We start from the raw sequence: 22,226 nt of genomic DNA, 5'->3' as shown, positions 1-22,226 counted from the left end.
GCGTCAAGATTTTCGCGCGAAATTTTTCTGGCCCGCGCCGGTGAACGGCTGAGGCGCAGGCGGAGGATCGGGCCAGGATATTGTTCAGTCGATCCGTTGAGCGATCAGCGCCGCTTCCCGCGAACATTGTGCAGGCGCCGGTTTTGGCGTCCTCGGATCACGACGGAGCGCATCCATTTCGTCGCGCGCCGCAGCGAGATCGGCCTTGAACGCCGGAACGTCGCGCGCCGCCGTCAGGGTCGCCGATGCGGACAGGCGTCCGCTCTCGACCGCGCTCGCATTGTGGACGCCGCAGACCACGCGGCTCTCGCCGAACGCACGGCCGCGGGCCAGGATCGGGGTGGCGCGATCCGGAGCGAGTTCGGCGAGCAATGTGGCCCAGGTCCAGCCTGCGGTGGTGTGCCCCGAGGGATAGTCATAGCTGTCCGCGACGTCTGCAGCGGGCTGGCAGATCGTGCCTTGGTCGATCAGGAACGGGCGCTGGCGCTTGTAGAAATTCTTGGCGATCCCCGTGCCGCGTGCGGTGTCGAACGACGCGCGAGCGATCAGCGTGGCGGTGCGCGGTGCGATCTGCGGAGTGAGCAGGATTCCCGTCGCGCAGCTGAAATCGCGCATCATGTCGGCGGGCGCGAGCTTCACGTCGTTGGTCGCCATCGCCCAGCGCGCAGTGCCGACAAGCGCCCGCGTCGCCCGGAAGATCGCGCGGTCGGCGATGGCGCGCGGATCGCCGGGTCGGGGTGCGGCCGGCAAGATTGCGAGCACGTCGAACGCGCCGGGAGTGAGATACCCCGATCGTGCCTCTGTCCTTTCGACCCGCGCTATCGCCGCGCCGCCTAGCAGCATTAGTGCTGCTGCAAGGACCGTGTTCGAGAGGTTCGGGCGCCGCATCACGCGGTTGCCGCCGCATGCGTGAAGCGTCTGCGCCAGTTGGCGACATGCGCGAATGCGAGCATCAGGCTGCCGCTGACGGACAGCATGGTCTCGATCGCCGCGCGTCCGCCGAAGACGATCCCGAGCGTCATCAGCACGAGTCCGCTAGCCCCGAATATCATCGGGGGATGGCGTGGTGCAAGCGCCATCCGCCGATCAACGCCAGCGCGCTGGTCGGGACCGCGAAGGCGAGGACGGCGACGTGGAACGTCTCGCCCGGATCGAACCATGTTGCGATCGCCGGCAACGCCGCGAGCAGCAACGGAAGCGCCAGGCAATGCACCATGCAGACGATCGACGCACATACCGCCAGGCCGTCGAGCATATCTCGGCCAGGAGCGGGGCGCAGGACCGGGATCGCCGGTTCGTCGGGGTGTCGCATCACGAAATCTCCTCACTGCCGCGCGGCTTGACCTTAACCGCGATCGATGACAGCAATGTGGCGATGATACATCATATCATAATTCGCAAGGTGGAAATGTGGGTACGATGAAAACGATCGCTTCTCCCGATGATGATGATGCCGACGCCAAGACGAGCGATCATCGGCTACCCGTCACCGTGCTGTCGGGATTTCTCGGAGCCGGCAAGACGACACTGCTCAACCATATCCTCGCCAACCGCGAAGGGCGGCGTGTGGCGGTGATCGTCAACGACATGTCCGAAGTGAACATCGACGCCGATCTCGTCCGCGGAGGCGATGCCGCGTTCGCGCGCAGCGAAGAGACGCTGGTGGAGATGTCGAACGGCTGCATTTGCTGCACGTTGCGGGACGACCTGCTCGCCGAGGTCCGCGCGCTGGCGGAGGCGGGGCGGTTCGACCAGTTGGTGATCGAGAGCACCGGCATCTCCGAGCCCTGCCGGTCGCGACGACCTTCTCGTTCCGCGACGAGGACGGCGTGTCGCTGGGCGATGTCGCGCGGCTGGATACGATGGTCACGGTGGTCGATGCGCTCAATCTGTTGAAGGACTATTCGAGCCGGGATTTCCTCGCCGATCGCGGGCAATCGCTCGGGGATGAGGATACGCGCAGTCTGGTCGGCCTGCTGGTCGAGCAGATCGAGTTTGCCGATGTCGTGGTCGTCAACAAGGCGAGCGCGGTGTCCGCCGAGCAACTGGCGGTAGTCAAGAAGCTGGTCGCCTCGCTCAACGCCGACGCGCGGATCGTCACCTGCGACCAGGGCCGCGTGTCGCTCGCCGCGATCCTCGATACCGGGCTGTTCGACGAGGAGAAGGCGGCGCGCAACCCGCTCTGGGCCAAGGAGCTCTACGGTTACGCGCATCACCAGCCCGAGACCGAGGAATACGGTATCGAGAGCTTCGTCTACCGCGCACGCGCGCCGTTCCATCCGGTCCGCCTCCACGACTTCCTCGGCGATGGCGGGCTCGATCACGTGGTTCGGGCGAAGGGCCATTTCTGGCTTGCGACGCGGCCCGACTGGGTCGGCGAACTGGCCGTCGCCGGAAGCGAGACCATGACGTCGCGAATGGGTCGCTGGTGGGCGACCGTGCCGAAGTCGCAATGGCCGGTCGACGATCGGTTCGAACGGTTCGTGGCGGGGCATTGGGACCAGATCTGGGGCGATCGACGGCAGGAACTCGTGTTCATCGGGATCGGCATGGACGAAGCGACGATCCGCAGGCGGCTCGATGCCTGCCTCATGCCGGTCTGCGTCTACACGCCAGAGCTGTGGATGGGCTTGCGGGATCCGTTCCCGGATTGGGGCGAGCGGGTGCTGGAGGCGGCGGAGTGAGCGCGGCACGGGCGCTGCGCGAGGATATGTCGCGGGACGGCGCGGTCGTGATGGCCGATGACCAGATGGTGCTACAGCGTATCCTGGACCCCGATGTGCATCTTGCGGTCTGGCAGCGTCGGGCAGCACGCGGGCTCGAGGGCTCGAGGGGCTCGAGGGGCTCGAGTGGGACGCGATTGCGGATGTCGACCAGGACGTGCCGGTCGTGGCGCTGGCATCGGCGATCCCCGAGGCGCTGAGGTCGGCCGGTTATCCCGATGTCGGCGCGCTGGCCGAGGCGATCGTGCCGCTCGCTTCGGACTTCGCTGCTCTGATGGCTTGCGACGCGCTGCGCATCCGGCTCGACGTGATCGAGACCGATGCCTGTCGCAAGTTCCACGCCGATCAGGTCACGGTGCGGTTGCTCATGCCGCTTGTCGGTCCCGGCACGCAGTGGGTGCATGCGAACGCCGAGCCGCAGGTCCCCGAAGGCGAACTGCGAATTGGCGATGTCGGGCTCTTCAAGGGGCGGGTCTGGGCGGAGGAGCCGGTCATACTCCACCGTTCGCCCCCGATCGCCGCCACGGGCATTACGCGGTTGCTGCTCGTGATCGATCCGGGCTCAGGACTGTCGAGCCCCTCACAGTAAGGCGGACGGAGCCTCCGCCTGCGTGACATTGTTGCTCCGGTCGCGGTCCGGCCGCCTGTGATCGGGGTCAAGTTCCGCCCGTGTCACACGCCCCTGCTGCACCGGGATCGCAGCGTGCCGCCCCGCTTCGGCCGCGTCGCCGGGTCGGCGATTTTGCCGGGCGCAGGTCGTACCCGACGAACTGACGCTGCACGGCGGTGTCGTGTGATGCCGATCTCGCGCCTGCCTATTCGGTGTCGTTTCGCGGGGCCGGAAACGCTGCGCTCAGGCTGTCGATGGAATAGGGTTTGCGCAGCAGCGTGAACTCGCCCGCCCCTTCCCGCGACAGGATCTCGCTATAGCCGCTGGTCAGGACCACCGGTAGCGAAGGCCGGCGGCGGCGTATCTCGCGGGCGAGCTCGATACCGTTCATGCCGGGCATCATCACGTCCGAAAACACGAAATCGAAGGTGTCGTGCTCGCGGTCCAGCTGGGCCAATGCCTCGGCCGCATTGCGCGCGAGGACGACGTCGTGGCCGAGATCGTGGAGCGCGCCGGTCGCGAACGCACCGACTTCCGGATTGTCCTCCACCACCAGGATCCTGATGCTCGTGCCGCCGCTTTCGTCGCTCGGGGCCTCGACGCTTTCGGCGATCCGCTCGGTCCGCTCGCGGGGAGGAAGAGCGTGAAGGTCGCGCCGTGGCCGGGTTCGCTGGTGACGGTCACCTCGCCGCCCGACTGCTTCACGAACCCGAAGACCTGCGACAGGCCGAGACCGGTGCCATGGCCAACGTCCTTCGAGGTGAAGAAGGGTTCGAAGATGTGCTCGATATGCTCGGGCGGGATGCCTGCGCCGGTATCGGCGATCGAGATGCCGATGAAGTCGCCGTGACGCGCCTCGTGGCCCCGGACCGGCGGGATGACGCTCCGCGGCTCGACCGTGATCGTCAGCCGCCCTTGCTGGCCCATCGCATCGCGAGCGTTGACCGCCATGTTCACGATCGCGGTCTCGAACTGGCTGACATCGGTATTCGCCAGGCACACGGTGTCGGGCAGGCGGAGATCCACCTCGATCAATGCGCCGGACAGCATTTCCATCATCTCGTTTAGGCTTCGGATCGTACTGCCCACGTCGAACACGCGCGGGGTCAGCGACGATCTCCTGGCGAAGGCGAGAAGCTGGCTGGTAAGCCGGGTCGCCCGGTCGGCGGTCTGCGAGATCGCGTCGATATATCGATCGCGGCGGCTCTCGCTCAGCCCGGCTTCTTGAGCAGGTCGGTCGACCCGCGGATCACGGTCAACAGATTGTTGAAATCATGCGCGATGCCGCCGGTCAGTTGCCCGAGGGTCTCCATTTTCTGCGCCTGGCGAAGCGCATCGTGCGCGCGGGTCAGGTCTTCCGTACGTTCCGTGACCCGCCGTTCCAGCGTCGTGTTGATCTCCTGGACGGCGGAGAACAGCCGCGCATTGTCGATCGCGATCGCCGCCTGTGCAGCGATGCCGGTGATGAGCCGCTCGTGGCGTTCGCCGAACCGATGCGTTTCGGAATGACCGAACAACAGCCCGCCGAGAACCTCTCCTGATCGCGAGACGACCGGCACGGCGAGGTAGCTGCGGACCGGCAAATGGCCTGGTGGCATGCCCGAATAGGGTGCGTTGCGCCCATAGCGGGGTCGGCGAGGATATCGTCCGACCGGATGACCCCTCGTTGCGAAATGTCGGGCCGAAGACGGCGGTCGCGCGCGGCCGGCCGAGCGCCTCGAAGTCCGCATGCCGCGCTCCGGACAGTGTGAAAAGGTGGAGCCGCTCGCCGGTCTCGTCCATCAGGTTGTGGAAATACGCGCCGAACTGCGCGCCAGTCAGCTTGACGGCCGCATCGGTCACCATCTGCACGAGCGGTTCGAGCTCCAGTTCGGCGGTCAGCGCGGCGCCGGTCTGGTTCAACGTTTCGAGCGTGTGCGTTTCGGCGAGCAGTTCCTGTTCCATGCCGACCGTCTTCGTCACGTCGACGACCACCGCGACCACACCGTCGGGCGTGCCGTCTGCCCTCGGGACCGGCGAATAATTGAGATCGAAAAGAGCTGTTCGGGCGATCCGTTGCGGTACAGCGTCATTTCCTGGCGGGAATAGGTCAGCGTCCTGCCGGCGAGGACGGTGCGGACGACGGCGTCGTTGAACGCGGCCGCCTCGGGCCAGGCATCGCGTACGCGACGACCGAGGATCGCAGGATGGCTCTGACCGGCGATCTCGGCATACAGGTCGTTATACAGCAATATGCCGTCGGCGCCCCACAACAGCGCCATCGGCAAGGGCGATCGCAGCATGATCGCGGTCGCCGTGCGAAGATGCGGCGGCCATGTTTCCAGCGTACCGAGCGGCGAGTTCGACCAGTCGTGCGCGGCGATCGCGCGTCCAAGGTCTCCACCGGAGTCCAGAAACGCTGGAATGTCGCCCACGATCGATCCCCATGCCTTCGATGCCGGGCTGGCATCCGCTGTCCGCCAACCGATAGCGTCAAGTTTCGGTCGCGTCGCTTCGATTCATGACGGGATTATATGCGGCGACGCAATCACTTGGTTGGCGGAACGGCGTGTCGCGCGTGGACTCGCGCATCAAGTGCGATGCAGGTCGCCACTACCGGCGTACCGCAAGTCCGGGCGAAGGTTTCCGCGCCTATCGTCGGAATATCGAGCGATCCTGCCGCCGTCGCTCTCCCGCGTCCCGGATGGCGGCGAAGCTGGTGCACCACAGGAGCAAAAGTCGGGCACCCAGATTGTTGGACAATTCGTATCGAACGCCACTCATCGAAAGTTCGCGGCACCGGGATCGCGTGATCTTCAAATCGTTCTCGCCCCGGTGCCCTCGCGTTCAATCCTCGCATCGCGCAACGCTTCCAACTCGGCCAGCCTCACCGGATCGTCGGCAGCGAGCGTTTCTTCGAGATAGAAACCATATGCGATATTGCGCACTACCTCGTGCGCATCACCACTATATTCCGCGGCGATAACAGCAAAGGCGTCGACCAATTCCGGAGGAAGCTCTTGTCTAGCGCCTCGAGCTGGGCCCCGAGTACCTCCGACGCCTCGACGGCAGTATCAAGGTTCAACTCTTCCTCGTCGGTCAGATCGAGAAACACGACATACTCTGCGATGATGCGCGCAACCTGCATGGCTATCATGGCTTCGCCACCTTCACTTTGATGTTAGTCACGTTCATCTTCTTAAGAAGCGTGAGAGCTTTGGTTCTCTGGGCAGGAGTGGGCACCTCCCATATTCCGATCAGGCGATGTTGCGCCAACACCTCGGATCGCCGCAAACTCTGAGCTCGAGCGCGAGGCATATCCCTGACCGACCATTTACGGTCGATCACATAATCGCCCTGGATGCCGTCGAACTTTACGGGCCTCTTCGAGCCATCAGCCATCGTTCGCATCAATGTAGGTGCCCGACCGGCTCGCGAGCCGATCGCAGAGTCGTTATAGGCTTTCCAAGGTTTTTCGGACCGGACCACCTCTTTCACCCAGCCGATCTGTGGCGGCGCGTAGGTTATGCGCGGTCTCACTAGGCGAAGGGTGCGCAATGCGGAGGCCTTGGAAAGCGCGGCTCCCGGCGCGACCGTCAATGCAACGTTTCCGGCGACCGTCCCCGTGGCACGACCGATATCACGTGCCGAGGCGTTGGCGACTGCCTCCGCTGCTCGCGAAACCTGGATACGAGCAGGCGTGTCCTCGGCAGCGATAGCAGTATCGATCATGCCTGCAATCCCGCCGCCAGCGTTGCGAATGGTCGTCACCCGATTTGTCGTCAGTGCCCCGTGAACCCCCGTCACCGTTTCCTTCCCGACGTCGTAAAGCCCTTCACCGACGCCCCCGACAAATTCGGTAACCGAGTTCGGCGGGCTACCGGGCCGCGATGCAGCGTCGCTTTGGGGTGACCCCGGATGGCCCGGGTTCCGTCCTACGCCGGCTATCTCCCCACCCACTCTTGAAGCAAGATCATTTGAGCAAAGAAATCCAGAATTACAAGCTGCAATACTTCGGTGGAATGAAATCGTTGAACAAGAGGCCTCCGGAAATTTCTCACATTAGAAAATTAGCGGTTGCCAAGGTTTTGCTAGAGCGGCTGGATTCAATAGCTTGAGGCAGCGCTATTTATCGATATCTCTGCCAAAAGAGCCGAATTTACTGTCTGTATTGCGAACATGCGGTCGAGATCGGCAAAGTCGCCAATGGCGCGCGCCAGCGTGGAACGTAAATGGGCGTCGACGCAGAGGGCCGTGGGTCCGGCTCAGGAAAGCCAGGACGAAGGGCTGGAGATTGGAAATATGAATTAAGGCGCTGACGTGCCGTATTTTTTCCATAGCCGTTCGCCGCAGGAAAATGCCGCGCCTTGGTCGATCTATGAGGTATCGCATGGGCCCCCCAACAGCGGGGGACCCTGGTGCCCGGAAGAGGACTCGAACCTCCACGACCTTGCGATCGCCAGCACCTGAAGCTGGTGCGTCTACCAATTCCGCCATCCGGGCACGGGGTAGGAGGGCGCCTCTAGTGGAGGGTCGCGATGCTTGTCAACACGCCTCTTGCTGGGGCAAGGGGTTATTCGCGAATGGGCAGGCAAAACAAAGTGGACGGACGGCGATGAACGACAAACTGGTGACGCTGATCGGGGGCGGCGGTTTCGTCGGCCGCTATGTCGCACAGGCGCTGCTGGCGACGGGCGCCCGCGTCCGCATCGCGCAGCGCGATCCGCGGCAGGCCTTCTTCCTGAAACCGCTCGGCGGGCTCGGCCAGACGCAGTTCGTCGGCGCCGACGTCACCAAGCCCGAGACGATCGCGCATGCGATCCACGGCTCGGATGTAGTGGTAAATCTGGTCGGCGTGCTCGCGGGCGACTTCCAGCGGATCCAGGCGCTCGGCGCGCAGACGGTCGCAAGGCTGCGGCCGAGGCCGGTGTCGGTGCGCTGGTGCATGTCTCGGCGATCGGGGCGGATCCGGAGTCCGCCTCGGCCTACGGCAAGTCGAAGGGGCAGGGCGAGGCGGCCGTGCTTGCGGCGTTCCCGACCGCAACGATCCTGCGTCCATCGATCGTGTTCGGCCAGGAAGACCAGTTCGTGAATCGCTTTGCCGGCATGATCGCCAAGGCGCCGGTGGTGCCGGTGCTGCGCGCCGGAGCGAAGTTCCAGCCGGTGTTCGTCGGCAATGTCGCCGATGCGATCGTCGCGGCGGCGTCGGCGCCCGAGACGTTCGGCGGGCAGACGCTGGAACTCGGCGGGCCCGACATCATCACGATGGGCAATCTGATCCGCTGGATCGCCAAGACGATCGGCCGTAATCCTTCGATCGTCGAGCTGCCGGACTTTGCCGGCGCGATGATCGCCAAGGCCGGTTTCCTGCCGGGTATGCCGATCACCAAGGATCAGTGGACGATGTTGCAGAGCGACAATATCGTCACCGGCACCGACGGCCTAGCGGCGTTCGGAATCGAGGCGACGCCGTTGTCGACGGTCGCGCCCGGCTGGCTGGTGCGCTTTCGCAAGGCTGGACGGTTCGGTCGGCGCGCCGAAACGCGGGCGGAAGTCCACACAAGCTGAGCCTTCTCGTGCTACGCTGCTTCCAACACCCGCGCCTTTTCTGAAACCCGCGCCTCTTTCTGAAACCTGCGACGCCGGAGCGCCTGCTTGACCGAACTTCTTACCGTCATCCTCCTCGGCATCGTCGAGGGGATCACCGAATTCCTGCCCGTCTCGTCGACCGGGCATCTCATCCTCGCCACCCGGCTGCTCGGCTATGACGCCGGGCGCTGGGAGGTGTTCAACGTCGTCATCCAGCTCGGCGCGATTCTCGCGATCGTCGTTTTGTATTGGCGGACGTTCTGGGCGGTCGGCATGGGGCTGATCAAGCGCGAGCCCAAGTCGTGGCTGTTCCTGCGCAACCTGGTCGTCGCGTTCATTCCGGCCGCGGTGATCGGGTTGGCGTTGCATAAGTATATCGAGGCGTTGCTCGGCAATGCCGAGGTCGTCGCGATCGCGCTGATCGTCGGCGGCTTCGCGATCCTCGCGGTCGAGCGGTTCGCGCCGCGCAGCGACATCAGCGGCGTCGCGGACATCCCGCTGAAGACCGTGATCGGGATCGGCTTTCTCCAGTGTCTTGCGATGATCCCGGGCGTCAGCCGGTCGGGCGCGACCATCCTCGGTGCGCTGGCGCTGGGCGTCGAGCGGCGCACCGCGGCGGAGTTCAGCTTCTTCCTCGCGATCCCGACGATGCTGGGTGCTAGCGCGCTCGAACTGCTGAAGAACCGTGATGCGATTGCAAGCGGCGGCGGTGTCGGGCTGGGCGCGATCGCGATCGGTGCCGCGGTGTCGTTCATCGTCGCGTTGCTGGTAGTGAAGTGGTTCGTGGGGATCGTCACCAAGCATGGCTTCGTCCCGTTCGCCTGGTACCGCGTGGTTGCCGGTTCGGCCGCACTGGTCTGGCTCCTGAGCAAATAAGTCCGATACGGAACAAATAAGCGTAATTGCGATCGGTTCTTGAAAAATCGAGTTGTCGTTTTGTTTTTATATGACAGCACAGCTTACCTAAATGCTGTTTTAGCCGTGACAAGCCTCCCGCAGCGCAATAACGCGGCTGTCGGAGGCATGTATGGCGAACGATTCGATGCTAAAGTTTGTTGGACGGGAGCAATCCTATCCGGCGAAGCGCACCGCGGACGAGCGGCAAGAGGATTTCCGCGAGATCGCGCAGCGATACGCGGTCGAGCCCGCCGAGGAACAGGCCGGGCGCTGTTCGCAATGCGGCGTGCCCTATTGCTCGGTCCATTGTCCGCTACACAATCACATCCCCGACTGGCTTCGGCTGACCGCGGAAGGCCGGCTGCGCGAGGCGTATGAGCTGAGCAACGCGACCTCGACCATGCCCGAAATCTGCGGGCGCATCTGTCCGCAGGACCGGCTGTGCGAAGGCAATTGCGTCATCGAATTCACGGGCCACGGCGCGGTCACGATCGGATCGGTCGAGAAGTTCATCACCGACACCGCGTGGGAGAATGGCTGGGTCGAGCCGCTGGTGCCGGGTAGATCGCGCGGCCAGTCGGTCGGCGTGATCGGCGCGGAGCCCGCCGGGCTGACCGCGGCGGAATATCTGCGCGGGCATGGCTATGACGTGCATGTCTATGACCGTTACGACCGGGCGGGCGGGCTGCTCACCTACGGCATCCCTGGGTTCAAGCTCGAAAAGCCGATCGTGATGCGGCGCGTCGAGCGTCTCAAGGCGGCTGGCATCGTCTTTCACGAAGGCTTCGCGGTCGGTCACGATGCGAGCCTCGACGATCTGCGCCAGCGCCACGATGCGGTGCTGATCGCGACCGGCGTTTACAAGGCGCGCGCGATGGACCTGCCCGGCGGGAACGCGAACGGCGTGGTCGCGGCACTCGACTTCCTTGTCGCCTCGAACCGCAAGGGCTTCGGCGATGCCGTCCCGCATTCGACGACGGCAGCCTCAACGCCGAGGGCAAGGACGTCGTCGTGATCGGCGGCGGCGACACCGCTATGGACTGCGTCCGGACCGCGATCCGCCAGGGCGCCAAGTCGGTGAAATGCCTCTATCGCCGCGACCGCGCCAACATGCCCGGATCGCAGCGTGAAGTCGCCAATGCCGAGGAGGAGGGCGTCGAGTTCGTCTGGCTCTCCGGGCCGCAGAGCTTCGACGGTGGCGACACGGTATCGAGCGTCAAGGTGCGGAAAATGCGTCTCGGCGCACCCGATGCTAGCGGCCGCCGCGCGCCCGAACCGGATCCGGCGGGCGATTATACGGTCGACGCCGATTTGGTCATCAAGGCGCTCGGATTCGATGCCGAGGATCTGCCGACCTTGTTCGCGACGCCGGAGCTCGGCGTGAGCCGCTGGGGTACCGTGCTGGTCGACGGCAAGACGCTCATGACGAGCCTCGACGGCGTGTTCGCGGCGGGCGACATCGTCCGCGGGGCCAGCCTTGTCGTCTGGGCGATCCGCGACGGTCGCGACGTGGCTGCGACGATGCATAAATGGCTGAAGACCAAGGCGGCGAACGCGAAGGTGGCGGCATGAGCAACGAACAGGGTTTTCCGATGATCGATCAACGCGCCCGCCTCGCTGCTGAAGGCATGTACCGTCCCGAGTTCGAGGGCGATGCGTGCGGCGTGGGCCTCGTCGCCGCCACCGACGGGCGCGCGTCGCGCCGCGTCGTGCAGTCGGCGGTCGATGCGTTGAAGGCGGTGTGGCACCGCGGCGCGGTCGATGCGGACGGCAAGACCGGTGACGGCGCGGGGCTGCACATCGATCTGCCGCTGCGGTTCTTCGACGATGCTGTCGCTGCGTCGGGGCACAAGGTGCGGCCGAACCGGCTTGCGGTCGGCATGATCTTCCTGCCGCGCACCGATCTGGGCGCGCAGGAGGATTGCCGGACGATCGTCGAGAGCGCGATCATCGAGGCGGGCTATACCATCTATGGCTGGCGCCAGGTGCCGGTCGACGTGTCGGTGATCGGGCTGAAGGCGCAGGCGACGCGCCCCGAGATCGAGCAGATCATGATCGCCGGACCGCTGCCCGAAGAGCAGGACGCCGCCGAGTTCGAAAAGACGCTGTATCTCGTCCGTCGCCGCATTGAGAAGCGCGTGATCGCGGCGCAGATCCAGGGCTTCTACATCTGCTCGCTGTCGTGCCGCTCGATCATCTACAAGGGGCTGTTCCTCGCCGAATCGCTGTCGGTATTCTACCCCGATTTGTGCGACCAGCGCTTCGAAAGCCGCGTCGCGATCTTCCATCAGCGCTATTCGACCAACACCTTCCCGCAATGGTGGCTGGCGCAGCCGTTCCGCTGCCTTGCGCATAACGGCGAGATCAACACGATCCGCGGCAACAAGAACTGGATGCTCAGCCACGAGATCCGGATGGCGAGCCTCGCGTTCGGCGACAATTCGGAGGACATCAAGCCGGTGATCCCCGCCGGCGCTTCCGACACCGCGGCATTGGACGCGGTGTTCGAGGCGATCTGCCGGTCGGGCCGCGATGCGCCGACCGCCAAGCTGATGCTCGTGCCCGAAGCCGCCAGCCCGGACATGCCGCCCGAGCATACCGCGATGTACCAGTATCTCGCGAGCGTGATGGAGCCTTGGGATGGCCCGGCCGCGCTCGCGATGACCGATGGCCGCTGGGCGGTCGCGGGCATGGACCGCAACGCGCTTCGTCCGCTGCGCTATACGCTGACCTCCGACGGCCTGCTGATCGTCGGGTCGGAGAGCGGGATGGTCGTCGTTCCTGAATCGACTATCGTTGCTAAGGGCCGCCTGGGACCAGGTGAGATGATCGCGGTCGACCTCGACGAAGGGCGTCTGCTCCAGGATCGCGAAGTGAAGGATCGCATCTCCGGCGAGGCGGACTACGCCGCAATGATCGGCGAATTCCACACGCTCGCCGATCTGCCGTCGGTGGAGGATGCGGTGGTGCGCTACGATCGCGCCGAACTCGCGCGCCGCCAGGTCGCGGCGGGGCAGACGATGGAGGACATGGAACTGATCCTGTCGCCGATGGTCGAATCCGCGAAGGAAGCGATCGGCTCGATGGGCGACGACACGCCGCTCGCGGTGATTTCGGACAAGCCGCGGCTGATCAGCCAGTTCTTCCGCCAGAACTTCTCGCAGGTCACCAACCCGCCGATCGATCCGCTACGTGAGCGGCACGTGATGTCGCTGAAGACGCGGTTCGGCAATCTGGCCAACATCCTCGACGTGCGCGACCAGCGCGAGCGCGTTCTGGTGCTCGATTCGCCGGTGCTGACGGGCGAGCATTGGGCGCGACTGAAGGCGCATTTCGGCAATGCGGTTGCCGAGATCGACTGCACGTTCGAGGTCGGCGGTGGACCGGAGAAGCTGCGCGCGGCGATCCAGCGGATCCGCAACGAGGCCGAACAGGCGGTGCGGCAGGGCAAGAGCGAGATCTTCCTCACCGACGAGGCGATCAGCGAAGACCGCGTCGGCATCGCCGGCGTGCTCGCGGTGGCGGCCGTCCACACGCACCTCGTCCGCCGCGGGCTCCGGTCCTACGCGTCGATAAACGTTCGCTCGGCCGAGTGCCTCGACACGCATTATTACGCGGTGCTGATCGGCGTCGGTGCGACCACCGTGAACGCCTACCTCGCCGAGGCCGCGATCGTCGATCGCCAGTCGCGCGGGCTGTTCGGCGATCTGGAGCTGGCCGAATGCCTTCGCCGTCACCGCGTCGCGGTCGAGGAGGGGCTACTCAAGATCATGTCGAAGATGGGCATTGCGGTCATCTCGTCCTACCGCGGCGGCTATAATTTCGAGGCGGTTGGCCTCTCGCGCAGCCTGGTCAACGACCTGTTCCCCGGCATGCCCGCCAAGATCAGCGGCGAGGGCTATGCGTCGTTGCACGTCAACGCGACCGACCGCCACGAAGCGGCGTTCGATCCGGCGGTCGCGACGTTGCCGATCGGCGGCTTCTATCGCCAGCGCCACACCGGCGAGACGCACGCCTATTCCGCGCAACTGATGCACCTGCTCCAGACCGCAGTCGCGACCGACAGCTATACGAGCTATCTGCAATTCTCGCGCGGCGTGTCGGACCTGCCGCCGGTGTATTTGCGCGATCTGCTCCAGTTCAACTTCCCCGCTGAAGGCGTGCCGGTCGACCAGGTCGAGGCGATCACCGAGATCCGCAAGCGCTTCGTGACGCCGGGCATGTCGCTCGGCGCGCTCTCCCCGAGGCGCACGAGACGCTGGCGATTGCGATGAACCGGATCGGCGCGAAGGCGGTGTCGGGCGAGGGCGGCGAGGACAAGTCGCGCTTCGTGCCCTATGCGAACGGCGACAATGCGAACTCGACGATCAAGCAGATCGCGAGCGGGCGGTTCGGCGTCACGGCCGAATATCTGAACGCGTGCGAGGAGATCGAGGTCAAGGTCGCGCAGGGGGCGAAACCCGGCGAGGGCGGCCAGCTGCCCGGCTTCAAGGTGACCGAGTTCATCGCCAAGCTGCGCCATGCGACGCCGGGCGTGACGCTGATTTCGCCGCCGCCGCATCACGACATCTACTCGATCGAGGATCTGGCGCAGCTGATCTACGACCTGAAGCAGATCAACCCGCGGGCGCGGGTGTGTGTGAGCTCGTCAGCTCGGCGGGGATCGGCACGGTCGCGGCGGGCGTCGCGAAGGCGCATGCCGACGTGATCCTGATCGCCGGGCATGTCGGCGGGACGGGCGCGTCGCCGCAGACCTCGATCAAATATGCCGGCACGCCGTGGGAAATGGGCCTGTCGGAGGTCAACCAGGTGCTGACGCTCAACGGCCTGCGCGGTCGCGTGCGGTTGCGCACCGATGGCGGGCTGAAGACCGGGCGCGACATCGTGATCGCGGCGATCCTGGGTGCGGAGGAATATGGGATCGGCACGCTGTCGCTGGTGGCGATGGGGTGCATCATGGTGCGGCAATGCCACTCGAACACGTGCCCGGTCGGGATCTGCACGCAGAACGATGCGCTGCGGCAGAAGTTCGTGGGGACGCCCGAGAAGGTGATCAACCTGATGACCTTCATCGCCGAAGAGGTGCGCGACATCCTGGCGCGGCTGGGGGTGAAGAGCCTCGACGACGTGATCGGGCGGACCGAGCTGTTGCGACAGGTGAGCCGCGGAGCCGAGCATCTCGACGATCTCGATCTGAATCCGATCCTGGCGAAGGTCGATGCCGACGATCTGCAGCGCCGGTTCTCGCTGTCGACGTTCCGCAACGAGGTGCCCGATAGCCTCGACGCGCAGATCATCAAGGACGCGGCGGCGGTGTTCTCGCGCGGGAGAAGATGCAGCTGACCTATTCGGTGCGCAACACGCACCGCGCGGTCGGTACGCGGTTGTCGAGCGAGATCACGCGGAAGTTCGGCATGTCGACGCTGGCGGACGATCACGTCACGATCCGGTTGCGGGGTCTGCGGGGCAGTCGCTCGGCGCGTTCCTGTGCAAGGGGATCACGCTCGAAGTGTTCGGCGATCTCGAACGACTATGTCGGCAAGGGCTTTCGGGCGGCACGATCATCGTGCGGCCGGCGGTGAGTTCGCCGCTCGCGAGCCAGGACAACACGATCATCGGCAACACCGTGCTGTACGGCGCGACGTCGGGCCGGCTGTTCGCGGCGGGGCAGGCGGGCGAGCGCTTCGCGGTGCGCAATTCGGGCGCGAGCGTGGTCGTGGAGGGCTGTGGCGCGAACGGCTGCGAATACATGACCAACGGTATCGCTGTGGTGCTGGGCAAGGTCGGCGCGAACTTCGGCGCGGGCATGACCGGGGGATGGCGTTCGTCTACGATCCCGACGGCACGTTCGAAAAGCGCGCCAACCCCGAGAACATCACCTGGGACCGCGTGAAATCGCTGCACTGGGCCGACGTCCTGCTCGACCTGGTCCGCGACCATGCCGACACCACTGACAGCAAATGGTCCAAGGGCCTGCTCGAGGACTGGGACGGCGTCGCGCCGCATTTCTGGCAGATCGTCCCGAAGGAAATGCTCACCCGCCTGAGCCATCCGCTCGATGACAGCGCGGAGTTAGTCGCGGCGGAGTAGGATGCCGTCTTCCCTCCCCGGTGTCCGCCGGGGAGGGCACCAGTAAGATTGGTTCACGCGGAGACGCGGAGACGCGGAGCTAAATTCCCTCTGCATCTCTCTTATTGCGATTGGTGACGAAGGAGCTTCGCTCGCGCCGAACGCAACACCTCCGCGTCTCCGCGCCTCCGCGTGAACCAAATCTTCTTACTCGACGACCAACCCGAGCTAGTGACACAGCCGCCCCCCACCGCCTAAACGAAGGGCATGTGGCAGCTTTATCAATTTCCCCTGTGTCCCTTTTCGCGAAAGGTGCGCCTGCTGCTGGGCGAGAAGGGGTCGGCTACGAGCTGGTGCGCGAGATCGCCTTGGGATCGCCGCGACGAGTTCATGGACATGAACCCCGCCGGACAGACCCCGGTGATGGTCGACGCGTCGCGCGGCGTCGCCCCCTCATCGATTCGATGGCGATCTGCGAATTCTTCGAGGAGACCGTCGAGAAGGCGGCGATGATCAACGGCACCGCGACCAACCGCGCCGAGATCCGCCGTCTGGTGACCTGGTTTGACACGCATTTCTACCGCGACGTCACCGGCCCACTGCTCCACGAGCGCATGGTCAAGCGCCTCGCGCACCGCGCCGCGCCCGACGCCAAGGGTCTGCGCGAGGCGATGAAGGCCGCGGTCGGGCATCTCGATTACATGGACTACCTGCTCGATCACCGGAACTGGCTCGGCGGCGCGACGATGAGCCTCGCCGATCTGGCGGCCGCCGCGCAGATCTCGGTCACCGATTATCTCGGCGGGATCGACTGGAAGGGCCACGACCAGACCGCGCGCTGGTATCGCGGCTTCAAGAGTCGTCCGAGCTTCCGCCCGCTGCTGTCCGAACGGATGGAGCTGATCTCACCGCCTGCGCACTACGACAATGTCGATTTCTGAGCAGATCGCCTACCCCGACTTCGAGAAGGTCGATATCCGCGTCGGCACGATCGTCGAGGCCGAACCCTTCCCCGAAGCACGGAAACCCGCGTTCAAGCTCCGGATCGATTTTGGGGCGGCAATCGGCGTGAAGCGCTCCTCCGCGCAGATCACCGAGCATTATACGCCGGAGACTCTGGTCGGCCGCCAGGTTGCGGCGGTGGTCAACTTCCCGCCGCGCCAGATCGGCCCGATGATGTCGGAGGTTCTGACGCTCGGCTTCCCCGACGCGGACGGCAAGGTGGTGCTGATCTCGCCGACCGGACAAGTCCCGAACGGCGGGCGGCTGTTCTGAAAAATGATCCTCCCCCGCCAGGGGAGGTGGCTGGCCTTTGCCAGACGGAGGGGAGGAAAGGAAACCTCGGTTCCGTGTCCTCCCCTCCCCCTCCGTCGCCTTCGGCAACACCTCCCCTTTGCGGGAGAGGATCAGGCTCAGCGCTTACTAGCGCATGTCGCTCTGCGTGATCGGGACGATCTTCACCTCGACGCGACGGTTCGCAGCGCGGCCCGCATCGGTATCGTTCGACGCGATCGGCTGCGTCTCGCCGTAACCGCGCGTGCCGATGCGGGCCGTCTGGACGCCGTGGCCCGCCAGATAATCGGCGACCGAGCGCGCCCGGCGTTCCGACAGCGTCTGGTTGTACGCGTCGCTGCCGGTCGAATCGGTGTGGCCGTACACGTCGATATAGGTCTGGTTGTACTGCGACAGCGTATCCGCGACCTGATCGAGCGTGCGCTGGAACTGCGGCTGCACCGTCGCGCTATCATAGGCGAAGGTGATGCCCGACAGGATGTTGAGCACCAGGTCGTCGCCCTGGCGGATCACCTGCACGTCGGTCCCTGCGGTGCGTGCGCGCAGGTCGCGCTCCTGCTTGTCCATGTACGCGCCGATACCCGCACCCGCCAGGCCGCCGATGCCCGCGCCGAGCAGCTTCTCGGTACGGTCGCGACGACCGCCGACCACGTCGCCGAGCAGATAGCCGCCGAGTGCGCCGCCGATGCCGCCCAGGGCAGTCTTTGAAATCGTCTGGCGACCGGTCTCCGGATCGGTGGTGCAGCCGCTGGTGGCGATCAGTGCGGCGATTGCGGCACCTGCGAACATCTTGGTTTTCATAGATAAACTCCCTGAGACATGATCGATGACGGCGTTATGCCCGATACGGCCGATAACCCGGTGTAGCGACGATTGTTCCGCCTGCGCACTGAACCGAGCCTGACCATCTTGGCGGCGTAATGTCGAGCATGCGCAAGGACGGTTGTGCGACGGGCCGTTGTCCTGCAAAGAGACGCGGAGCCAATGGCACCGCTTCCCCTTCCCTGGATCGACGTCGCGATCATCCTCGCGCTGGTCGCGTTGAACGGTGTGTTCGCCATGAGCGAACTCGCGATCGTCTCCGCGCGCAAAGCCCGGCTCGAGGCGATGGCGCGCTCCGGCAAGAAGGGCGCGCGCGCCGCGCTGGTGCTCGCCGCCGACCCCGGCAAGTTCCTCTCGACCGTGCAGATCGGGATCACACTGATCGGCATCCTGGCCGGTGCCTATTCGGGCTCCAGCCTCGGCATGCCGACCGCCGCGCGGTTGCAGGCCTGGGGGCTGTCGGCCTCGACCGCCGAGACCGTCGGGTTCGCGATCGTCATCGGCCTGACCACCTACGCGTCGCTGATCATCGGCGAGCTCGTCCCCAAGCAGTTCGCGCTGCGGGCGCCCGAGGCGATCGCCTCGTTCATGGCGCCGGTGATGCGCTGGCTCGCGATCGGCACCGCGCCGATCGTGCTGGTGCTCGATTCGACCAGCGCGCTGATCTTCAAGCTGCTTCGTCTGAACCGCGAATCGGAAGAGCACGTCACCGCCGAAGAGCTCCACATGATCGTCGCCGAGGCGTCGAAGTCGGGGATCATCGAGGAGCATGAGCGCTCGATCATCTCGGGCGTCGTCCGCCTCGCGGATCGTCCGGTCCGCGAAGTGATGACGCCGCGCACCGAGATCGACTGGCTCGACTGCGACTGGGGCCCCGACGAGATCCGCGAGACTTTGCTCGCGTCGCAGCACACCCGCCTGCCGGTCGGCGAAGGCTCGATCGATGCGGTCAAGGGCGTGGTCCAGGCGCGCGACATCGCTGCGGCACTGTTCCGCGGCGAGCCGATCGACCTGCGCGCGCTGATGCGCAAGGCGCCGGTCGTGATCGACCAGATCGACGCGATGGACGCATTGCTGGCGTTGCGCGAGGCCGAGGTGCCAATGGCGCTGATCCACGACGAGTACGGCCATTTCGAAGGCATCGTCACGCCGGCCGACCTGCTCGCGGCGATCGCCGGCGAGTTCAAGTCGGACTCGGATCCGGACGATGCGCCCTCGGTGGTGGTCCGCGACGACGGCTCGCTGCTGGTAGCGGGGACGATGGCGGCGGATGCGCTCGCCGATCGCCTCGGCATCGACCTGCCCGAGGACCGCGACTATGCCACGGTGGCTGGCCTCGCGCTGTCGGTGTTCCGCCATTTGCCGGGTGAGGGCGAGAGCTTCGTCGAGCAGGGCTGGAAGTTCGAGATCGTCGATCTGGACGGGCGGCGGATCGACAAGCTCCTGGTGAGCGAGGTCTGAGGGCTGGTTCTCCTGCGTTGCCAGGAGAACTCACGGTGCATGGGCGAGCCCGCCGCCTCCAAATCCCGTCATCCCAGCGGAAGCTGGGATATCCCCGTTTGATGCGCGATCTATCCCAACCTGGAGACCCCAGCGTACGCTGGGGTGACGTGCGTCGGGGCGGGGGATGAGAGTGGTTTAGGGGTAAATTGGTCGCTCCCGTCGCTCGTTAGCTGCCGGCACGCTGATCTTCACAACCCGTTCGTCCTGAGTAGCTGCTGAGCTTGTCGAAGCGGCGTATCGAAGGACATTGGCCGCGGGACCCATGCTTCGATACGAGCCCTCGATACGCTCCTGACGGAGCTACTCGGTCTCTACTCAGCACGAACGGAGGGAGGCGGTAAGGCCCCTCCTTCGTTCAGAGACGAGCTTCGGATCCGCTGGTCGCGTCGCCACCGGGAGCAGTCGCGGGCGCCGCCGCAGGTACACCGACGCCGGGAGCAGCCGCCGCGGGCGCCGCCGCCGGCACATCGCCACCGGGAGGAGCCGCCGCGGGCGCCGCCGCAGGTACATCGACGCCGGGAGCAGCAACCGCGGGAGCCGCCGCCGGCACATCGACGGCCGGCGCACCGCTGGAACTCTCGCCCGGCACCGCCGAGACCGTCCCCGAATCGGCCGCGGCGCCAGGCTCCAGATATTTCGGCACGAACGGCACCACGCTAGGCGGTGGTCCCGACATGCCCGCCGGATCGCCCTCGACGCGCCCGTGGAGATGGTCGATCTCCGCTTGGCGCCGGTTGAGATAGAAGGCCCGCGTCGCCGCGTATGGATCGGGCGAATTGTCGTGCAGGTCCTTCAGCGTCTGGTCGAACTCCGACCGGTGATCGAGCGCGCCGAGGATACCCGCGGGGATCGTGTAGGTCGCGCTGGTGAAGGGCTTGCCGATGCCGACCGGCAGGATCAGGCGGTCGACCGCGCCGCCGAGAAGGTCGCGCACCGTCGTCGGTCCGACCAGCGGCAGGAACAGGAACGGGCCGTTCTTCACGCCGTAATAGCCGAGCGTGTTGGCGAACCCGTTCGAACGCCGCGGCAGGCGGAACGGCTTGCGCTTGGCCATGTCGATCACGCCGACCGCGCCGATCGTCGAGTTGATCGCGAACCGCCCGACCGTCTCCGCCGCCTTGCCCGGCTTGAGCTGCAGCAGGAAGTTCAGGAAGACGATCGGCTCGCGCAGATTGTAGAGGAAATTGTGGATGCCGCGCCGGATCGGGCTCGGCACGGTCTTCTTGTAGGTCCGCGCGACCGGGCCGATCACCGCGTCGTCGACCTTCTGCGTCACCGCGAACGATTCGGCGTTGGCCGCGCGCAGCGGATCGCCCGCGCTCTCCTTGCGGCCTGTGACGATGATGTCGGTCTGCGTGCCACGCTCGGTCGCCGGCGTGCGCAGCGGTGGCGGGCCGACCGGAGGAATCGCCTGCGTGGGAAGCCCCTGCGGCGAAAACTCGACGGCTGGCAGCGAGCCGATCAGGGCCAGAGGGGACGTCGCCATCGATATCGGCAACGATACGGGAAGTGTTACGGGGATCGACGCCGATACGGGGAAATCGCCGGCGAACGGCGATGGCGTCGCGCCGGGCAGCGCGACCGGTCCGGTCGTCGGCAGCACCGGCACGGTGGTCAGCAGCATCGCACTCATCATTGCCAGCATGTGCACTCATCGCCCTGTCTAACACCGCCCTCATACTTCGAGGTGCGACACCGCGTGACATGCCCGTCGCCGACCGCGCGGCATAGAGCCAATCGACATCCGCCGCGTGCGCGTGTCGTGCTGCCGGTCGATCGACCGACGCGGGTTACAGCTTGCCGAACACCGCCTCGAAGCCTGCCTTGTCGCCGGCCGCCAGCAACCGCGCCTGTTCGATCCAGCGATCGCGCCCCATCCGTCCGGTGAAATTGCCGAGCTGTGCGTCGATCGACTGCGCCTCGCTCTCCGACAGCGCGGCCATCTGGCCGACCGTCGTGACTCCAAATGCGCCGAGCTGCGTGGCGACCTTGGGGCCGAGTCCCTTCAACTGCGTCACCGGACCATCGGCGTAGGATTGCGCGGACACGGGAGGGGCGATCGGGGCGGGTTCGGCCGAGGCCGGCACCGCTGGCTCGGGAGCCGGGCTGGGCGCCAACGGTGTGGGGGCGGGTTCGTCGATGATCGGCGGCTGCGGCGCGGCGGGCGGGGCAGTGCGCTCGATCGGGGGCGATGGCGATGGCGATGGCGATGGTGCCGGGGTGGGAGCGACCGTCCGCGTTTGCCTCTGGGACTGCTCGGCCCTGCGCGGCTCGGCTGGAGCCGGCGCGACGGGGCCGGCTCGGCAGCCTGCGCGCGCGGCGACTCGACCGGCACAGGGGCGACGCCGGCTTCCTTGGCATTCGCGATCACGTCGCGCGACGCCTTCACCCGGCTGCGTTTCGCCTTGATGCCCCAGATCAGGCCGATCACGACGAGCACCGCCACCACGGCGATGATCGTGAAGTGGATCGCGGTCAGCGTGGCGATGCCGTCGGGCAGCAGGCTCATGCCCGAGGCAGAGGTCGCGGAAGTTTCGTTCATGCTCATACTCGTAGCGCCACGCGAGGGAGGCGGCGAGAGGTAATTGGGTTAGGTACCCATGTCTGATCCTCCCCCGCCAGGGGGAGGTGTCGCCGAAGGTGACGGAGGGGGAGGGCACGGAACAGAGGTACCCCTTCCCCCTCCTTCTGGCAAGCGCCAGCCACCCCCCTGGCGGGCGAGGATCAGGACTGGATTACGC

18 protein-coding genes, 1 tRNA gene and 7 pseudogenes are annotated in these 22,226 nt (G+C 65.7%); 13 read left to right on the top strand and 13 right to left on the bottom strand.

The genetic code is table 11. The features are described from left to right. Window positions 1-84 precede the first annotated feature (84 nt). From AC0IX7_RS14720 to AC0IX7_RS14710, 3 genes are read right to left on the bottom strand one after another with little or no spacing between them, the layout of a single operon-like run. On the bottom strand, window positions 85-888 hold the full coding sequence (locus AC0IX7_RS14720; RefSeq protein WP_471812577.1) for an acid phosphatase: 804 nt from the start codon (window positions 886-888) through the stop codon (window positions 85-87). Continuing rightward, a complete protein-coding gene (locus tag AC0IX7_RS14715; protein WP_471812575.1) occupies window positions 888-1,022 on the bottom strand; it encodes a hypothetical protein in 135 nt (44 codons plus the stop codon). The genes AC0IX7_RS14720 and AC0IX7_RS14715 overlap by 1 nt, the downstream gene beginning before the upstream one ends. A gap of 26 nt (window positions 1,023-1,048) precedes the next feature. Then, window positions 1,049-1,312 carry a MerC domain-containing protein gene (locus AC0IX7_RS14710; protein WP_471812573.1) on the bottom strand — a complete coding sequence of 88 codons (264 nt, stop codon included), beginning with the start codon at window positions 1,310-1,312 and terminating at the stop codon, window positions 1,049-1,051. Window positions 1,313-1,419: 107 nt separating this feature from the next. Between AC0IX7_RS14710 and AC0IX7_RS14705 the strand changes: the two are divergent. The 3 genes and pseudogenes from AC0IX7_RS14705 to AC0IX7_RS14695 form a co-directional block, all read left to right on the top strand. Continuing rightward, window positions 1,420-2,039: pseudogene (locus tag AC0IX7_RS14705) on the top strand (GTP-binding protein); the annotation flags it as partial. After that, complete coding sequence (locus tag AC0IX7_RS14700; protein WP_471813890.1) at window positions 2,031-2,684, top strand: GTP-binding protein; 654 nt, start codon at window positions 2,031-2,033, stop codon at window positions 2,682-2,684. The pseudogene AC0IX7_RS14705 and the gene AC0IX7_RS14700, both read left to right, overlap by 9 nt. Window positions 2,685-2,889: 205 nt before the next feature. Further along, window positions 2,890-3,312 carry a DUF1826 domain-containing protein gene (locus AC0IX7_RS14695; RefSeq protein WP_471812571.1) on the top strand — a complete coding sequence of 141 codons (423 nt, stop codon included), beginning with the start codon at window positions 2,890-2,892 and terminating at the stop codon, window positions 3,310-3,312. A gap of 226 nt (window positions 3,313-3,538) precedes the next feature. Here the strand turns inward: AC0IX7_RS14695 and AC0IX7_RS14690 are convergent, their stop codons facing one another. The 7 genes and pseudogenes from AC0IX7_RS14690 to AC0IX7_RS14660 form a co-directional block, all read right to left on the bottom strand. Then, the gene (locus AC0IX7_RS14690) at window positions 3,539-3,883 is read right to left on the bottom strand and encodes a response regulator (protein ID WP_471812569.1); all 345 of its coding nucleotides are present in this window, start codon (window positions 3,881-3,883) and stop codon (window positions 3,539-3,541) included. A gap of 137 nt (window positions 3,884-4,020) precedes the next feature. After that, a pseudogene (locus AC0IX7_RS14685) lies at window positions 4,021-4,260 on the bottom strand (ATP-binding protein); the annotation flags it as partial. A 284-nt stretch (window positions 4,261-4,544) separates the two neighbouring features. Beyond that, window positions 4,545-4,931 carry a GAF domain-containing protein gene (locus tag AC0IX7_RS14680; RefSeq protein ID WP_471812567.1) on the bottom strand — a complete coding sequence of 129 codons (387 nt, stop codon included), beginning with the start codon at window positions 4,929-4,931 and terminating at the stop codon, window positions 4,545-4,547. Window positions 4,932-5,291: 360 nt separating this feature from the next. Further along, window positions 5,292-5,747 (bottom strand): hypothetical protein, encoded by a 456-nt coding sequence (locus AC0IX7_RS14675; RefSeq protein WP_471812565.1) that lies wholly within the window; start codon window positions 5,745-5,747, stop codon window positions 5,292-5,294. Between the two features lie 381 nt (window positions 5,748-6,128). Then, window positions 6,129-6,317 carry a hypothetical protein gene (locus AC0IX7_RS14670; RefSeq protein ID WP_471812563.1) on the bottom strand — a complete coding sequence of 63 codons (189 nt, stop codon included), beginning with the start codon at window positions 6,315-6,317 and terminating at the stop codon, window positions 6,129-6,131. 148 nt (window positions 6,318-6,465) lie between these two features. Then, the gene (locus AC0IX7_RS14665; RefSeq protein ID WP_471812561.1) at window positions 6,466-7,044 is read right to left on the bottom strand and encodes a hypothetical protein; all 579 of its coding nucleotides are present in this window, start codon (window positions 7,042-7,044) and stop codon (window positions 6,466-6,468) included. A 684-nt stretch (window positions 7,045-7,728) separates the two neighbouring features. After that, window positions 7,729-7,815: transfer RNA gene (locus AC0IX7_RS14660), tRNA-Leu, on the bottom strand. 112 nt (window positions 7,816-7,927) lie between these two features. Here AC0IX7_RS14660 and AC0IX7_RS14655 point away from each other — a divergent pair. The 8 genes and pseudogenes from AC0IX7_RS14655 to AC0IX7_RS14620 all read left to right on the top strand — a co-directional run bounded on the left by AC0IX7_RS14655 (window position 7,928) and on the right by AC0IX7_RS14620 (window position 17,142). After that, window positions 7,928-8,880, top strand: a pseudogene (locus AC0IX7_RS14655) (complex I NDUFA9 subunit family protein). 87 nt (window positions 8,881-8,967) lie between these two features. Then, a complete protein-coding gene (locus AC0IX7_RS14650) occupies window positions 8,968-9,777 on the top strand; it encodes an undecaprenyl-diphosphate phosphatase (RefSeq protein WP_471812559.1) in 810 nt (269 codons plus the stop codon). Between the two features lie 151 nt (window positions 9,778-9,928). Next, window positions 9,929-11,370 (top strand): annotated as a pseudogene (locus AC0IX7_RS14645) (NAD(P)-dependent oxidoreductase). Further along, window positions 11,328-15,141 (top strand): annotated as a pseudogene (gene gltB, locus AC0IX7_RS14640) (glutamate synthase large subunit). Before AC0IX7_RS14645 ends, gltB begins: the two co-directional pseudogenes overlap by 43 nt. Continuing rightward, window positions 15,132-15,691 (top strand): annotated as a pseudogene (locus tag AC0IX7_RS14635) (GltB/FmdC/FwdC-like GXGXG domain-containing protein). Before gltB ends, AC0IX7_RS14635 begins: the two co-directional pseudogenes overlap by 10 nt. Further along, entirely contained in the window at window positions 15,688-15,888 is a 201-nt protein-coding gene (locus AC0IX7_RS14630; RefSeq protein ID WP_471812558.1) for a hypothetical protein, read from the top strand. Before AC0IX7_RS14635 ends, AC0IX7_RS14630 begins: the two are co-directional and overlap by 4 nt. Before the next feature lie 246 nt (window positions 15,889-16,134). Beyond that, window positions 16,135-16,808: pseudogene (locus AC0IX7_RS14625) on the top strand (glutathione S-transferase family protein). Further along, window positions 16,795-17,142 (top strand): tRNA-binding protein, encoded by a 348-nt coding sequence (locus tag AC0IX7_RS14620; RefSeq protein WP_471812557.1) that lies wholly within the window; start codon window positions 16,795-16,797, stop codon window positions 17,140-17,142. Before AC0IX7_RS14625 ends, AC0IX7_RS14620 begins: the two are co-directional and overlap by 14 nt. Before the next feature lie 147 nt (window positions 17,143-17,289). Here AC0IX7_RS14620 and AC0IX7_RS14615 read toward each other — a convergent pair whose 3' ends face one another. Beyond that, entirely contained in the window at window positions 17,290-17,961 is a 672-nt protein-coding gene (locus tag AC0IX7_RS14615; RefSeq protein ID WP_471812555.1) for a YiaD family glycine zipper/OmpA-like lipoprotein, read from the bottom strand. Between the two features lie 183 nt (window positions 17,962-18,144). Between AC0IX7_RS14615 and AC0IX7_RS14610 the strand changes: the two genes are divergently transcribed. Further along, on the top strand, window positions 18,145-19,443 hold the full coding sequence (locus AC0IX7_RS14610; protein WP_471812553.1) for a hemolysin family protein: 1,299 nt from the start codon (window positions 18,145-18,147) through the stop codon (window positions 19,441-19,443). A gap of 397 nt (window positions 19,444-19,840) precedes the next feature. On the opposite strand, the gene AC0IX7_RS14605 is transcribed toward AC0IX7_RS14610, so the two are convergent. Both AC0IX7_RS14605 and AC0IX7_RS14600 read right to left on the bottom strand, forming a co-directional pair. Next, window positions 19,841-21,130 (bottom strand): MlaA family lipoprotein, encoded by a 1,290-nt coding sequence (locus AC0IX7_RS14605; RefSeq protein WP_471812552.1) that lies wholly within the window; start codon window positions 21,128-21,130, stop codon window positions 19,841-19,843. A gap of 145 nt (window positions 21,131-21,275) precedes the next feature. Beyond that, the gene (locus AC0IX7_RS14600; protein WP_471812551.1) at window positions 21,276-21,572 is read right to left on the bottom strand and encodes a hypothetical protein; all 297 of its coding nucleotides are present in this window, start codon (window positions 21,570-21,572) and stop codon (window positions 21,276-21,278) included. A gap of 153 nt (window positions 21,573-21,725) precedes the next feature. Here AC0IX7_RS14600 and AC0IX7_RS14595 point away from each other — a divergent pair, with 153 nt between their 5' ends. Next, on the top strand, window positions 21,726-22,070 hold the full coding sequence (locus AC0IX7_RS14595) for a hypothetical protein (protein WP_471812549.1): 345 nt from the start codon (window positions 21,726-21,728) through the stop codon (window positions 22,068-22,070). Window positions 22,071-22,226 lie beyond the last annotated feature (156 nt).

Source organism: Sphingomonas sp. AC411 (assembly GCF_979253035.1).
Note: the sequence above shows the minus strand (reverse complement) of the source record. Positions and strands in the feature narration are given on the sequence as shown.